Consider the following 15682-nt stretch of genomic DNA (forward strand, 5'->3'; position numbering starts at 1 on the left):
GCAAAAAGCCAGGCAATCGGGGGTGTTTTGTGCCATGATCGCGGCATGAACCCGGCCGATTTGCATGCGCTCCCCGATGACGTCCACGCCCTCAAGGCGATGATCGTGGCGGCCCAGGACAGGGTGGCGTCGGCCGAGCAGCGGCGCCGGGCTCTGGAAGCTGAAATCGCCGCGCATGAGGCCGAGATTGCCGCCATGAAGGCGGACAAGGCTGCCGACGCGGAAAAGATCGGCCGGCTGGAATCCATCATCGCCCTGCTGCAGCGGGCCCAATACGGCACTCGCTCGGAAAAGCTGCGGATCGCCCCCCTTGATGACGAGCAGATGGCTTTCGCCTTTGATGAGTTGCGGACCGGTCTTGGCGAGATCGAGGCCAAACGCGAAAAGCAATCCGGACAAGCCGCGCTCCGTCCTCCGCGTCCCCGGAAAGGGTTTGCACCGCACCTGGAGCGGATCGAGGAGGTGATCGAGCCCGAGGTGCCGGCCGAGTGCGAAGGCCTTGATGCCGTGCGGATCGGTGAGGACGTCACCGAGCGCCTCGATGTGACGCCGGCCAGGTTCCGCGTCATCGTCACCCGTCGCCCCAAATACGCCTATCGCCTGGCGGACGGCCAGGATCGCATCGCGCAGGCTCCGGCGCCCAACCATCTCATTGCCGGCGGCATTCCCACCGAGGCGGTGCTGGCCCAGGTGGCGGTCAGCAAATACGCCGATGGCCTACCGCTCTATCGCCAGGAAGAGATTTACTCTCGTGATGGGGTGGAGCTGGATCGGTCTCTGATGGCGCAATGGATGGGGCGGCTGAGCTTCGAGCTCGAGCCACTCGCCCACCATGTTCTCAAAACCATCAAGCTCGGTGAGCGGGTTTTTGCCGACGAGACCCGGCTTCCGACCCTGGCGCCTGGCACTGGCAAGGTGAAAACAGCTTGGCTTTGGGCTTATGCCCGGGACGACCGGACCTTTGGAGGATCAAGTCCACCGATGGTGGCCTATTGCTTCGAAGACAGCAGATCAGGCGAATGCGTCGCCCGGCATCTGGACGGCTATCGCGGGATCCTGCAGATCGACGGCTATGCTGCCTATAACCGACTGGGCAAAGCGAGTGGCGCCAACGACGCCATGACGCTCGCCGGGTGCTGGGCGCACGCACGGCGCAAGTTCTTCGATCTCCAGGCCAGTGACGGTTCGCCCTTTGCCGGTGCCGTGGTGACGGCGATGGCACCGCTGTGGGCCATCGAAGACGACATTCGTGGTCACGACCCCGATCTGCGCGCCGCCATCAGAGCCGAGAAGTCCGCGCCGATCGTGAGCGACCTGCTCGCCGTTCTGGACCGGGAACTGCCCCGCATCTCGGGGAAATCGAAACTGGCCGAGGCGATCCGCTACACGCTCGCCCGGCGTGCCGTGCTCGAACGCTTCCTCTCGGATGGCCGCATCGAGCTCGACTCCAATATCGTCGAGCGCGCCATCAGACCCCAGACCATTACGCGCAAGAACAGCCTTTTTGCCGGCAGTGACGGGGGCGGCCGCTCCTGGGCAACCATCGCAACGTTGCTCATCACGGCCAAGATGAACGATGTCGACCCACATGTTTGGCTCACCCAGACCCTCGAGCGTATCGCCAATGGCTGGCCCAACAGCGACATCGACGCCCTCATGCCCTGGAACTACGCCGGCTGAACGGTCCTGCCTTCTCGCTTACACTCGATCGAAGATCGGATTGATAGATGCTCCTTGGACGATTGGACGAACGTGCCCCTCCTTCATCAGCAATGGGAACACGGTCCGTTCGCAGTTAATATATGTCCGCGCGCTCTTTAGTGACATCGCGCGGCTCAGCTGATCCAGCAACTTTGCGTTTGGCTCCAGCGGGAACAGCACGTGGTTGTGGAATGGCGACGGGTCGGCTGGGACGACCCCGGCCGTCGCCAGGTATGACCGCAGGGTCTGCGGGTGCAGTCCAACGTCCTTGGAGGCGGTCCAAATGGAATGTATTATCCGCTTCTCAACGGGTCTACCGAGGATAGTGTCTCCGGGGCCGACTGGCGTCGAGTCAATTAGATGCTGGCGGACGATGTCCTTTATCGGCTCGATGTCCGGATCGCGTGTTTCCGTCAACCAGAGGTAGAAATTGCCGAAATCGGATCTGGCGCCGTCACGGGAATCCCGGCCTTCCTGGGTTTGCAGATCCGACAGGAATGCCTGCAGCGCGTCGGGACCATGCCGGACAATTTGGTAGCCAGCATCACCTGCAGTCCGCCATTGATTCCGCGTATGCTCAATATGGGTTGCCCAGCGCCCAAAGCTTGCGACAGACCCCAGTATTTCGCACAGGCGAATGGCCATAGTGAAACCGATAGTGTCGATCCATTGGTCGCCGCGTTTAGTCATGCGGGCGTAGATGTAATGCTCGAAATCGGTGGCAGGACGATGCACAGATCCTTCCGTCAGTTTCTGCAGGTTCGGCAAATGAGGGAGGATTTGACGATGGAAGTCGTGACCTCGATCGCTTCTCGGCACCGTAGTCTGATGGAGAGGCAGCGAATGGCGATGACAAGTCATGTAAGGGCGTGCCGACCAAACATAGCGGAAGTAGGGTGCCAAGTGGACACGCCGGTCGTAAGCAGCCATGTCTTCTTGCAGACACGAGGGGCAGAACTGCATCACGCCATGCAAACGGGCGAGCGGGGACAAATCGTTGCCGCGAAACCGCAGCGTGCGTCGGTCCTGACGAACGAATAGGTTGGCCAGCAAAGGTTGCGGATCCGTTCGCGTCAACCGTGCGAGTGTCAGAACAGAAGAGCGTTCACCATTGACGAGGGCCTTGAACGGAAATCCCATATCGTCACAAAAGTTGACGGCCGAGGGTTGAAAATTGCATGCGCCTGTTCGGCTCCCGAACGAAGGCACCGTCTCGTCTTGGGCATGCTCCACCGTAAGTCGAAGATGATTTAGTATGGCCCTTCCTCCCGTTTCTGGCGCCGCTTCTTTGCTGCTGCTTCCGGCTCCGTGCGCATATAGCTGAGTGTGTCGATTGACAACCAATCCGACACCACGAATGGATTGGCATCGGGCTCACAGCGGGTGCGTAGGTGATAGGCCTGCTCGAAGTGCTGCAATGTGAGCTTGGAGTCTCGGTCGAGAAGCGCCACTTCGATGGCTTCAAGAACCAGGTCCATCGTGATGCCGAACTGTCGTGTGCTGGCGTGTATCAAACGCTCGATCAAACCGCTGAGTGAATTGTCCAACTGCAATTCGCTCAGTCGCACATACTTTGCGACAATTCGTTTGACGTTGGCCGCGTCCTTTACTGCGTCCAGCTGGGGACAATGAACGGGAAGGAACCTGCGCCTCATCTCGTACTCGTCGACGATCGCCTGTACACGCGGAATACCCGACAATATGAGAATGGGACGATGGCTGTGGGCCATCCAGCGCTTGAAAGTGGACCGGAGGACCTTCAATGTATTGGGCCCACCGTTCGTGAGGTCGTGCGCCTCGTCGATACAGAGTCCCCACACGCCAAGCTCCTCCGCCATATCGCGGAAAGTCGCCCAGATGTCGGCGTTGTTGTCTTTGTCATCGGTCGTGGGAACAACCGGGTCATTACGTTTTTGTGGATATAGACACCGCAAGGCTTCCAAACCCAGGCTCTTGTTGGACACCGGGCTCGGCACATCCATCGAAATTAGTGGACATTCGGCATCTTGCTCACCGTAGCCCGGCAGCATGGTGTGATTGCTGAAAAAGTTGCGCAGCATACGTGACTTTCCGGCCCCGGAATCGCCTATGACCAGCAGCCCTGCATGCTTGCGCTCTGGCGCTGGAGCGGCCCGCAGATCTAGCAAGCGCTGAAAATTGCTTGCGAGGATGTGATCGCGCTGAGTGTTGACATACAGCTCCTGCAGTTCAGCAATCTTGGACGTGACGGTCGCGACATGCGCCTCGTCGTCCGACCTCGTGGACGCTCTACGCCCCACAGGGGGGTCCCACTGATCCAGTGCGATGACCCCCCTGTTCCCATCTTTAAGTGCCGTCATTTGTCTGTAAAATCCCAGTCATCCTGCTGAGGGGAGGAAGGTTGTGTGGCGTTCTGGTCCTCTTCACTGATCGTCTCGACCGCCTCTCCAAGCTGACCGTCCACGACAGGCATATCGTCATGCGCCATCGCGTATTTGCCAAAAATTCGTTTTTCGGCGCGGTCGATTTGTTCAGCGGAGACCTCACTGTAGAGAATGGTTGCCCGTGAGCGGGCGTTGTCCTGGATACCCCGAATAGCCTGCTTGGCAGCGTGCCGGGCCATAACGCGTCTTTCCTTATCCTCGTCCTTGATGTGCCGCTCTGCCGCGCAGACCGCCTGCCAATCCTTGATTGAAACCCCTTTCATGTCTGGATCTAGACAGGGGGCAGCTGTCCACGTGTCGGTGCGGACCGAAATGTATCCCAGGTCGTCTGGGTCATAGGCGATCTCAAGTTCACCGCCCCCATGAAGGTAGTGCTTATCGATCTCATCATTGGTGTAGTGCAGACCTTGATGAGTGATCCCATAGCGGGTCGCGCGCTTGCGCTTTCGAAAGCCAAACGCTACGCGTGTATGGTTTGCGTCTGGGCGACCCGTGACGCCGTAACGATCCGTTTGTTTCTCCCAGGCCTCATAGGGTGTTTTGCCGTTCAGTTCCTTGTGCGGCATATTGTGATAGTACCCAACCACACCGGCGACCATCACTCGAGCCAACTCGTCATCGGTAAGCGATGCAAATGCCTTACTTGGATAGTCGCCGCGTTCGCGGACGTTGGAAAACGTCCGACCATCCACGCGGGGATAGACGTATGTGCCAACGGTTCTGAAAATCCGTTCACCTACGCCTCGTTGTGCAGGATCGCCGGCCGGAGCATAGAGAACCTTGACACCCAAGTCCGAAAGGGCAGTGCGGGTTCGGTCGCTGATATTCCCCGATCCCTGATCCATAACGACCTGCGAAAAGCCGCCGCATTGATGCCAACTGAGATTTTCGCCTTCCAACCCGCCCAACAAATGGGACTTGTCCTCCAAGATCATTTTGAACGTCGGGATAGCTGCTTCGGTCGAGCCCTTGTTTGCAATGTGCATTCCGACAACGCAGCGCGTGGCCACGTCAATTGCCACACCCAGCCAGCGCCGCTTGCGCTTGATTTTCGCGCGCTGTTCTTCTGACAGCACGGTCCAAACGCCAGACAATGTTGCCAGGGTCAGGAGGTCGACCGGGCTTTCATCGAACTCGATGCGTTGGAGTGGAACCAGCGTCTCAGTGCTGCCGCGGACGGCGGGCATTCTTTTGACGGCGTAGTCTATGCCATGCCGCCCACACATTACTGTAAACTTGTCGAGCCGATTGATGGCTGCCAGTATGGTTTTTCGGTCCGGAACCCGAAGAAGCTCAGGTGGTTCACACTCCTCGCCCTTGGAGACCTGTTCCAGATGGGAATGGCGTCTCGCGACGTTGATAAGGACAACGCGATCCTGCGTGTCTATTACGATCTGAGACTTGTGGGGCTTTGCCAGAGTCGCGTATTTGGCCACTTCTTCCGAAATAATCGCAGCCACTTCGGGTTGTAGCAAACTGCCCCCGCAAAGCGGTTTCCGATCGCCGAGATGCAGGATATCTCCGACGTTTTTGAGATAGTCCCGCCGCCATTGAAGAACCCGACGTGCCCCGGGCCGCTTACGAAGCCGATAGCTTGTGCCGCCACCCGGCTTGTCGGCGCGAAGCTGTCGTTCCTTTTGTATCTCATCAACCTTGTCGCCCAATGAGCCAGCGATGGCTATCGCCACCGATTTGTGGGTGAGAGATACTTCGCCTTGTTCGTGCATTGCGATCAGAGTCAGCACATAGTCTTCACGCCAACGCATCATAGAAGTTGACTGATCCGACAGGTCGCCCATCAGCATGGCGCCAAGCGCGCTATGAGCCTTTACGACGTCGGGGTGCAACCCTTCGGGGATACGACTGAAATTTGCGGTCTGTCTGATTTCGTCATACTGGGCGTGAGTGAACGCCGCACTCACGTCGGGGCGGTCGATCTCACGCAGTACTTGACCGTCCTTCGTGCTGGATTGCACGGAATACTTCACGGCGTTGATCGTGATCATGTCATGGAGACCAAGCCGTTCCCACGGCTTGGTCAAACCAGTTGCATCGCGCTGTTCAGACATCGCGATCCCTCACGGTCTCAATTTTGGAATCGGGATCGAGACGCGTGACGGAGCGTTTCGCAAGTTTGCCGGCGGCAATCAGACGAACAACCGAACCGAAGAAGCGTGGACCGACTCCACTGATTTTGCGAAGCGTCTTGAGCGGATATATGCCGTTCAAAGTGTGTGCAGCTTCCAAAACAGCGGCGTCAGCCTCGTTGTCGGGCCGGCGAAGATAGTGGAATGTCAGCTCGGCATCGCGGTCCTGCACGCGACTGAAGCTTTTTTCCGTGACGATGCGGACCTCGTGACCACACGCGCGCCGCACGCGGGCCATCTGGTCCACAAACGGGCGAAAGCCATTCTCCTCGACACGGTATGCACGATCGTGCGGTTTGACGGCGTAACCAATCTGTTTTCCGCAAGCATAGGTTACAAGAAAATCGAAGGTGTGCGTGTGGCTCTCGCCAAGCTCGTCAAAGTAAGTGACCGGGGGCGCCTGATCCCAGATATCGACGACGTGACGATCAGTCAGCAAGACGTGCAAGGTCGTGCACTCAAGCAGAGATTCATATGTAAAGATCCGTTCCGACCCGCGGAACTTCCAGACCAGAGCGCCACGAAAGCTGAACCGACCTCGCAAGCTGATCTTGCGGGTTGCACGGGAGGGTTCGACGGGGTGAAAGGGCATTCCCCCGTCATGATGGTGAGTAGACATAGCATTTCCACATAATCAGGCACCGCCCGCACAGAGCACGGGACGTTTGATGCCTTGCTGAGATTGTGTCGAAAGCCCTTGCAAACACTCGCGTAGGTACGCTACGGCTGAGTTTCTTCTGGTTGCAGTGGACTTTGGACGCTGAAACCGAGCGCATGTCTCGCGTCAACGGGACATGCGCTTTTTGATTCTCGGACTACTCGTTCATGGCGCGCTCTCCTCAGGTTGGGCTCGGGACCGAATGGCATTTTGCCTTCGATGGCAGGGGCCCTACACCAGGTTGTACTTCGTCTGCAACACCTTTTTCAGAACCCATTTCTGAGAATATCTCACTTTTATCAAAGGATTAAACCGTATTCCTTGTGTGAGAATTTAACCTTCACGGATCGCTTCAATGCGGTACGTCACCGGCAAATGGCTCCCTATGTCGAGGCGCCTGGACAAGGATTTCCTGCAGTGCTGACATCGGTCATCTTGGAGGATTGGAAGTCTGCTCAGGAGGCTAATTTTTTTCGATAAAAGGACGTTTTTTTTTCCTCAGTCGCACTTTTTGTGCCCGGTTTGGCCTATCGGCGTGAGAGACGAGATGCCTTTTGCAATGACGGGTTGCTTGACCAAAGCGGCGACTTCGGCGCCGGAAACTGAGCTACTCCCCGAAAATGGGACGCTGACGTAAGCTAGGAATTGTTGTCTGCTGGTCTTCGACGATGGAGATCAGAGATGTCGAAACGCAAGCAGCATTCGCCCGAGTTCAAGGCGAAGGTCGCCCTGGAAGCATTGAAGGGCGAAGAGACGGTATCGGAATTGGCGAGCCGGTTCGGAATTCACCCCACGATGATCCACCAATGGAAACGGGCGTTGCTCGAAGGGGCATCGGGTGTGTTCGAGCGCGGCGGGCGCAAAAGGCCTGAGATTGACGATGAACAGGTCAAGGATCTGCATGCCAAGATCGGAGAGCTGGCCGTCGCCAACGATTTTTTGTCCAGAAAGCTCAAGCCTTGGGGCGGGAAGTGAGGCGAGGGATGATAGAACCTGATCACCCCGTGCTCTCAATTGGCAAACAGTGCACGCTGCTGTCGATCGCGCGCTCTTCGTTCTACTACACGCCGAAAGGCGAGACCGAGATCAACCTTGCCCTGATGCGCAGGATCGATGGGCAATTCCTGGAGACGCCCTTCTTCGGAGTCCGGCAGATGACCTGGCACCTGCGCAATGAAGGTCACGTGATAAACGAGAAGCGCGTGCGTCGGCTGATGCGGCTCATGGGCCTGATGCCGATTTATCAGAAGCCCAATACCTCGAGACCAGCCAAGGGGCACAAGATCTGGCCCTATCTTCTGAAGGGGTTGAGGGTGGAGCGCCCGAACCAGGCCTGGGCTGCGGATATCACGTATTTACCGATGCGCCGGGGCTTTCTCTACCTGGTGGCCATCATGGACTGGCACACCCGCAAGGTCTTGGCATGGCGCATCTCGAACACGCTGGAGGCAGACTTCTGCATCGAGGCGTTGAACGAGGCGGTCCACAAGTTCGGTCCGCCCGAGATCATGAACACCGATCAGGGGAGCCAGTTCACGTCCTTTGCCTGGACCGATCGGTTGCGACGAATGGGGGTGCGCATCTCCATGGATGGCAAGGGCCGGTTCCTCGACAACATCTTTGTCGAGCGGCTCTGGAGAACCCTCAAATACGAATGCGTCTACCTGCACGCCTGGGAGACCGGGTCACAGGCCCGCGCCGGCGTCCGCGAATGGGTGGACTTCTATAATAACCGACGCCCTCATTCCGCCCTTGGCGGAAAACCGCCTGCCGTGATCTATTGGCAGCGCATTGACCAAAACCAACCCGACCAGCAGGTGCAACGAGTAGCTTAATTTACGCCAAAAGCTGTCCAACGATTGGGGAGTAGCTCAAACCTCCCTTTGGGACTTGAGCTCGCGAGCGACTGCAAGAAGCTTGTCTCGGTGGTCCGAGAGTAGGGATCGCGTTTCTGTATAGAGCCTATTCAGGTGGCCGTTGACGCCCTCCCGGAAATCAGAATCTATTGTCATGAGCGATCCCCACACGTTTGAGCCGCCGCGGTAGGCCAGCGTTGGTCCGAACCCGAAGCTTGCGTGGAGCGATGCAATGCTTTCCGTAGCGACCGAAATGTCGGAATCTTCGCGTCCGCCCCAACCGAGGCAAGCTTCTCCCAAGAGGAGCTCTTCGCTAATCCGGCCGGCCAGCAACACTCTTGATTTTTTTTCAAACTCTGCCGCGGTTTCGATACTGCTGTTGGAAAGGTTTAAGGTTGCCCCACCGAATTCGCCTGCCGACCCTACCACCGATACCGACGTCAAACTGATGTCTAGCAATACGGCGGCTACGGCATGTCCTGCTTCATGCACGCAAACTCGCCAATCCTGCTCCGATGAGAGCTTGGGTCGGCGGGGAATCTGCTCCGCAAGGTCCTCCAAGACCATATCCCGTTTGTGACGCCTGGCAGTGCGTCGCGCAGCCCGCACCCATTCCATGACATTCGCCCCGGTTGCCTGCGACGCGGCACCTCTTTCCGCGACCTCGCGCAAATCAAAGTCGCTGAGTGTATCCCGCAGATGATGCCGAAAAATCCGTTCGATCCCCCTCGCAGTCGGCGGTCCGATTTCGATGGCTCGTTCCAGCCGCCCGGGCCGCAACAAAGCGGGATTGATATCCTCGATCCTGTTCGTCGCCCCGATCACGATGACACCGTCGCGATCAGCCATCGCTGAATCCAGCAAATTGTAGAAATCGAGGATCACAGGCGACCACCAATCTTTACCTCTGCCTTCGAGGTGGGTGATGTCGGGTAGGGCATTGATCTCATCGAGAAACAGTATCGAAGGCGCCAATTGTCGAGCTCGGTCAAACGCCGCTCTTTGAGCTTTAATGACCGAGTCCAGATGGCCCTCCGTGCTGGCGAAGAATTCGCCCATGGAGGTGGCGACCGTGGAGACATCGCAGAGCGGGCCGAGGGCCTGGGCAAAGAGGGATTTCCCAGTCCCCGGAGGACCAAATAAAACACATCCGCGATCGACCTCAGCCCATGTGATTTCGCCGCGTCGTAGCGCATCGAGATCATCGCGCAGGGTCAGGGCCCATTCGCGTGCCTGCCCGTATTCGACAGCGTCCCGCAAATCGGGCAGGTCCTGACGCGTCACCATTGATGTTTTCTGGCTGGCAACGTTGCCCAACAGATTGACGATCTCGGAAGCACGCCTGCCTGGCGTCAAGACTGCCGCCAACTCATCGAAATCTAGGACATCAAGGCGCACCTTGTCGAAGCCGGGTGGAATTCGGCCTCTTGCGATCGTCTTTATAACCTTGCGAACCATTGAGTGATCGGGCTTAGCGACCGTCACGCGCGCCTCCGCAACAGTTTTCAACAGGTCAGGGAGGTAGCGCTCAGGATCCTGCGAAACGCCGACCACTACCTGTGCGCGATCAAACCGGCTTAGAAAGCTTGCTGTCTGCCGCGACGGCTTTACTGTTCCTGTCGCCAACTCTACGTGCATACGAGATTGGGTTTCGAACGATGCGATGACTGAATTCTGTATTGGCTCAGCCCAGGCAACACTTGGCACCTCGATGATCAAGGTGAGGGGTCTGCCCTCTTTGATCTTGCGGCGTAAGGCGACCGGCAACGCCTTATGGAGGACGAGGTCAGAGAGGAACTCTGCTGCATCGTTGTCTTGGATGTCGGCGGATGAAATTCTGGAAAATGCCATTGGTAGCCTCTTGGGGGTTGTGTCGATCAGGCGCTGGGCACCGCGAGGCTGATGATGGAGTCAGGCAGCAAAATTCGTGACAGATCGATTGTCAGAACACCCTCCGAGATAAGTTGGAAAATCGCTGCCACTGGATCAGGATGGGTCAGGTCATTGGCGCAGTCATTGATCGAGGCGCTCCCACCGCTTGCGATGATGTGTGCAAGAATCTGCATGCGGGCGGTTGGTGGTATGTGCGTGCCGACAGCATCGGCGATCGCCAGCGCTGTATTCAGCCGGGGCTGACGCTGGACGGCAGATTCCGGGATCAGGACGACCCTTTGACCCCCATCTGCAGCTGCACGTTTGAGTGCCATGAGCTGCGGTCCATCCCGATGCCACGTCAGATATGGAGCGCAGACCAAAGTTACGGCGCGGCAGCCAATGCGAAGCGCTTCCACCGCCACGTCGAATGGCCGGAACCCAAACTGACGAAGCAAAACTTCCAATCGAGGAGTATTCTCGATGAGGTGGACGTCGGGACAGAGCGCTATCAGGGCACGGAGATTTCGTGACAGCCGATCGTGTCGGCGCTTTCTGGATGCAATACTCGAAGTTGAGAGAGGCGCGTGATCGCTCGACGACGGGATGGCCGTGATCATGGACATGACAGATCCTTTCCCCGACCAGCAACGGCGGGTAGCGAAAGTTCAAAATGGTGAGTGAAGGGGGGGCTCTAGAGGAGCTCAGGGAGAAGGAAAGTGTCCGGGGGGAAGGACGGCGCCGAACTCATTCGGTGTATGGGGAGAGAGCGGCCCCGTAATTGTCGCCGGACGCAGCAGCAGATCTAGTGTGAATTCTCTCTGACGAGTGAGCTTGAAATGGATACCCACTTCGTCCGCGAGTCCAGTGAGCTTTTTCAGCTTCGCCCTGGCTGTATTGTGATGCCAAATCCGGTCGGGCAACATTGCCAGGATGTGCGGTGCTCCATCGGCCGTCAGTCGTGCGGTCACGAAATCGTAACTGGCGAAACCAGCCTTTTTCGCCAGACCTCTGAGAACGCGATGTTGGCCGTGCCATGTGACATTGGGCGTATTGGCAACTACGGTCCGCAGAGTGCCGAGGAAGTATCGATGTTCTCTAATGTGTCTGGCACGCCGCTGATCGTAATGGGATAAGTCGGAGCGTCGCGGGTATGCGTCTTTGACCATTTCAATCCCCCTAGCTGGGTGTGAAACGAAACGTCACGACGCTGAGATGCGATGTGCGGGAGCCTTCCCGCAAGGCGGGTGTTCTGTCGCTTTCCCTAAACTAAGCAGCGATGAAAGTCAACAGAAAATGCACATTATGAGCAATTTAGCTTTGTGCGGATTTTGATAAAAAGCTGTATTCTTCCGCGATGAAGCCACCAAACGATTCGATCCATACCATTGATATCACCGCCGAGCAGGTTCGAGCAGCGCGCGCGTTGGTGGGATGGAGCCAAGACGAACTGGCGAACAGGGCCGGAGTGACCCGGCGCACGATTGCCGCTTTTGAGAGCGGTGAAAAGGTTCCCCACCGAAGCACAATGTGCCGTATCCTTAGCGTCTTTGAGGATAGCAGGGTTAGCTTCATAAATTCCGGCGAGGTGATTGGCGTGGTTAGGAAGGCTCAGGCCTAGAGAGTTAAGGCTGTTCTTGAAGCTACCCATCTGAACTGCCCCACAATCAGCATCCGAGTTCGATACGATCGCTGAAATGGGAAAAGGCGCAACATTCCTCTGTTGCGAACAAAACAGGAATGCGTTTCCATCGGCTCATGCTTGCCGACGATCGATTCGCCGCCACCGACACGACCTATCTCGACGCGCTCAACGCCAATCAGCGTCGGGCGGTGGAGCATGGAATAGCGGCTTCCACGACAGGTCCGCTGCTGGTGATCGCCGGCGCGGGTTCGGGCAAGACCAACACCTTGGCCCATCGTGTCGCCCATCTAATGGTCAATGGTGCCGATCCGCGACGCATGTTGCTTTTGACCTTTTCGCGCCGTGCCGCCACCGAAATGAGCCGGCGGGTGGAGCGTATTGCGGCGCGCGTGCTGGGCGTGGGTTCGGGCGCCGTGACCGATGCACTGACCTGGGCGGGCACGTTCCATGGCATCGGCGCGCGGCTCTTGCGCGAACATGCCCACCAGATCGGGCTCGATCCAGCGTTCACCATCCATGATCGCGAAGATGCTGCCGACCTCATGAACCTTGTGCGTCACGAACTCAAGTTGAGCGAAACCGCCTCGCGGTTTCCCACCAAGGGCACGTGCCTTTCGATCTATTCACGGGTCGTCAATGCTCAGGCCGATCTCGATGAGGTGCTTGAAAAGACATTTCCCTGGTGCGCCATGTGGTCGGCGGAACTCAGGACCTTGTTCGGTGCCTATGTCGCGGCCAAGCAGGCCCAGAACGTTCTCGATTACGATGACTTGCTGCTCTATTGGGCCGCGATGATGGACGAGCCGGCCATCGCCCAGGCGGTGTCCGATATGTTCGATCATATCCTTGTCGACGAATATCAGGATACCAACAAGCTCCAGTCCGCGATCCTTTTGGCCATGCGTCCGAGCGGGCAGGGGCTGACGGTGGTGGGTGACGACGCCCAATCGATCTATTCGTTTCGGGCGGCCACGGTTCGCAACATTCTGGATTTTCCCGCTGCGTTCACACCCAGCGCCGAGATCGTTACCCTTGATCGCAACTATCGCTCGACCCAGCCCATCCTCGCCGCAGCCAACGCTGTCATCGAGCAGGCGACCGAACGCTTCACCAAGAACCTTTGGTCTGAACGGCAATCGGAAGCCAAGCCCCAACTTGTGACGGTCAAGGACGGTGCCGATCAGGTGGGTTACATCGCCACCTCGATCCTGGAGGCGCGCGAGGCCGGAACACCGCTCAAGGAGCAGGCTGTGTTGTTCCGCACATCGAGCCATTCCGGTCCGCTCGAGATCGAGCTGACCCGCCGCAACATTCCTTTCGTCAAATTCGGTGGGCTGAAGTTTCTGGACGCCGCACACATCAAGGACATGCTGTCCGTGTTGCGCTGGGTGGAAAATCCGCGGGATCGTGTTGCCGGGTTTCGGGTGCTGCAGCTGATGCCCGGCATCGGCCCGGGCACGGCAGGTCGGGTTCTTGATGCCCTCGACACAAGTTCGGACCCGGTCTGGGCTCTCTCCGAGGTGCCGGCGCCAGCAAAAGCCGGTCAGAACTGGACCTATCTCGTCACGCTGTTTGGTCGGTTGTCGGGACGGGACATCTCATGGCCGGTTGAACTCTCCTATGTCCGCCAGTGGTATGAGCCCTTGCTGGAAGCCGGGTATGAAGATGCACACATGCGCACGGCCGACATCATTCAGCTCGAACAGATCGCAAGCGGATATCCGAGCCGGGATCGCTTCCTGACCGAACTCACCCTCGATCCGCCCGATGCCACGAGTGACCAGCCGGGCGTCCCGCTTCGCGATGAGGATTACCTCATCTTGTCGACCATTCACTCGGCCAAGGGTCAGGAATGGAAGTCGGTGCATGTCCTCAACGTGGTCGATGGGTGCATTCCCTCAGACCTCGGCGTGGGAACGACCGAGGAGCTCGAAGAAGAGCGCCGGCTGCTGTATGTCGCCATGACCCGGGCCAAGGACGAGCTGCACCTGCTGGTGCCGCAGAAATTCTACGTGACCCAGCAATCGCGCTATGGCGATAGGCACCTCTATGCTCAACGCACCCGCTTCATCCCGCGCGCCATGACCCATCTGTTCGATGACGTCTTGTGGCCCCCGGTAACGCCGGTTCGAGCCGACCTGGGACCGTCACAGCCCACACGTGTGGATGTGGCGGCAAAGATGCGCAGCATGTGGTGAGCACGCGCGCAGCACCTTTCGGCTGACTTACAACGCCAAGCTCAGCTGCTCGGCATCATCGGCACGATCCGACCTGTCGGCAAAGCCCGACAGGCTCACCCCCAGCAGCCTTATGCCTTTTTTGACCGGAAACACCGGCTCGAGAAGAGTGTGGGCGACGGCCTCGACGTCAACGCGTGTTCGCAACGGGTGCGACGTTGTCCGACTGCGGGTGATGATCGCGAAGTCGGAATATTTGACCTTGAGCGTCAACGTGCGGCCATAGAGCGCCTTGGCCTCGGCATGGCGCCAGACCTTGTCGATGATGGGCGCCAGTTTTTCCTTGGCCTCGGACAGATCGTGCACATCGTCAAAAAAGGTGTTCTCGCCCCCCACCGACTTTCGGATGCGATCGGTTTTGACCCGGCGATGATCAACACCGCGGGCAATCCAGTAGTAATAGCTCCCCGATGATCGGAATTTCTCCTGAAGGAAGGGTAGGGGCTTTGCCTTGAGATCGGCTCCAGTCTCGATGCCTAGCGCTTTCATGCGGGCTGCCGTGGCTGGACCAATTCCGTGGAATTTCTCGATTGGCAGAGTCTCGACAAACGCCGGGCCCTTCGCCGGCGTGATGACGAACTGGCCGTTGGGCTTGTTGTATCCGGACGCCATCTTGGCCAGGAACTTATTGTAGGAAATCCCGGCAGAGGCAGTCAGCCCTGTCACCTCGAATATCCTGGCCCGGATTGCTTCGGCGATTTCGCTGGCGATCGCCATGCCCTTAAAATTCTCGGTGACGTCGAGATAGGCCTCATCGAGCGAGAGGGGTTCAATAAGGTCGGTGTATTGGCCAAAGATTTCATGGATTTGCGCCGATACTTTCTTGTAGATTTCGAACCGTGGTTTAACGAAGATCAGATCCGGGCATTTGCGTGCGGCGGTCACAGACGGCATGGCCGAGCGCACACCGAACTGGCGGGCCTCATAGCTGGCGGCAGCAACCACACCGCGCTTTTTTGCGCCGCCCACGGCGACCGGCTTGCCACGCAGATCGGGATCGTCGCGCTGTTCGACCGAGGCAAAGAATGCATCCATATCGACATGGATGATCTTGCGGATGTCTCCGTTATCGCGATCTGATGTCGGCTTATCCCCAGGCTGCACGCCGATAAATCCTTGTAAGTGCTGATCAAGCTGCGCGCG

12 protein-coding genes are annotated in these 15682 nt (G+C 58.0%); 3 read left to right on the top strand and 9 right to left on the bottom strand.

The annotated features are described in order from the left end of the window. The first annotated feature begins 45 nt into the window (after positions 1 to 45). Entirely contained in the window at positions 46 to 1680 is a 1635-nt protein-coding gene (tnpC, locus tag V6617_RS09070) for an IS66 family transposase (RefSeq protein ID WP_338608582.1), read from the top strand. Between the two features lie 18 nt (positions 1681 to 1698). Here tnpC and V6617_RS09075 read toward each other — a convergent pair whose 3' ends face one another. From V6617_RS09075 to V6617_RS09090, 4 genes are read right to left on the bottom strand one after another with little or no spacing between them, the layout of a single operon-like run. After that, positions 1699 to 2934, bottom strand: coding sequence for a TniQ family protein (locus V6617_RS09075; RefSeq protein WP_338610595.1), 1236 nt, complete (start codon positions 2932 to 2934; stop codon positions 1699 to 1701). Positions 2935 to 2951: 17 nt separating this feature from the next. After that, entirely contained in the window at positions 2952 to 4040 is a 1089-nt protein-coding gene (locus tag V6617_RS09080; RefSeq protein WP_338610597.1) for a TniB family NTP-binding protein, read from the bottom strand. Beyond that, entirely contained in the window at positions 4037 to 6193 is a 2157-nt protein-coding gene (locus V6617_RS09085; protein WP_338610598.1) for a Mu transposase C-terminal domain-containing protein, read from the bottom strand. Before V6617_RS09085 ends, V6617_RS09080 begins: the two co-directional genes overlap by 4 nt. Beyond that, positions 6186 to 6890: a TnsA endonuclease N-terminal domain-containing protein gene (locus V6617_RS09090; RefSeq protein WP_338610600.1), complete on the bottom strand. Its 705-nt coding sequence runs from the start codon at positions 6888 to 6890 to the stop codon at positions 6186 to 6188. The genes V6617_RS09085 and V6617_RS09090 overlap by 8 nt, the downstream gene beginning before the upstream one ends. Positions 6891 to 7610: 720 nt before the next feature. Between V6617_RS09090 and V6617_RS09095 the strand changes: the two genes are divergently transcribed. After that, a protein-coding gene (locus V6617_RS09095) for an IS3 family transposase (protein ID WP_220303547.1) occupies positions 7611 to 8764 on the top strand; the annotation gives its coding sequence in 2 pieces (ribosomal slippage) (positions 7611 to 7883 and positions 7886 to 8764; 1152 coding nt in all). A 36-nt stretch (positions 8765 to 8800) separates the two neighbouring features. On the opposite strand, the gene V6617_RS09100 is transcribed toward V6617_RS09095, so the two are convergent. The 4 genes from V6617_RS09100 to V6617_RS19010 all read right to left on the bottom strand — a co-directional run bounded on the left by V6617_RS09100 (position 8801) and on the right by V6617_RS19010 (position 12308). Beyond that, the gene (locus V6617_RS09100) at positions 8801 to 10636 is read right to left on the bottom strand and encodes an AAA family ATPase (RefSeq protein ID WP_338610601.1); all 1836 of its coding nucleotides are present in this window, start codon (positions 10634 to 10636) and stop codon (positions 8801 to 8803) included. A 26-nt stretch (positions 10637 to 10662) separates the two neighbouring features. After that, entirely contained in the window at positions 10663 to 11283 is a 621-nt protein-coding gene (locus V6617_RS09105; protein WP_338610602.1) for a hypothetical protein, read from the bottom strand. A 78-nt stretch (positions 11284 to 11361) separates the two neighbouring features. Next, a complete protein-coding gene (locus V6617_RS09110) occupies positions 11362 to 11826 on the bottom strand; it encodes a hypothetical protein (RefSeq protein WP_338610603.1) in 465 nt (154 codons plus the stop codon). Positions 11827 to 11960: 134 nt separating this feature from the next. Beyond that, positions 11961 to 12308: a hypothetical protein gene (locus V6617_RS19010; RefSeq protein ID WP_422394819.1), complete on the bottom strand. Its 348-nt coding sequence runs from the start codon at positions 12306 to 12308 to the stop codon at positions 11961 to 11963. An 89-nt stretch (positions 12309 to 12397) separates the two neighbouring features. Here V6617_RS19010 and V6617_RS09120 point away from each other — a divergent pair, with 89 nt between their 5' ends. Then, entirely contained in the window at positions 12398 to 14500 is a 2103-nt protein-coding gene (locus V6617_RS09120; RefSeq protein ID WP_338610605.1) for an ATP-dependent helicase, read from the top strand. Between the two features lie 27 nt (positions 14501 to 14527). Here V6617_RS09120 and dinB read toward each other — a convergent pair whose 3' ends face one another. Continuing rightward, entirely contained in the window at positions 14528 to 15574 is a 1047-nt protein-coding gene (dinB, locus tag V6617_RS09125) for a DNA polymerase IV (protein WP_338610666.1), read from the bottom strand. Positions 15575 to 15682 lie beyond the last annotated feature (108 nt).

The organism is Pelagibacterium nitratireducens (assembly GCF_037044555.1).
Taxonomy (GTDB): Bacteria; Pseudomonadota; Alphaproteobacteria; order Rhizobiales; family Devosiaceae; genus Pelagibacterium; species Pelagibacterium nitratireducens.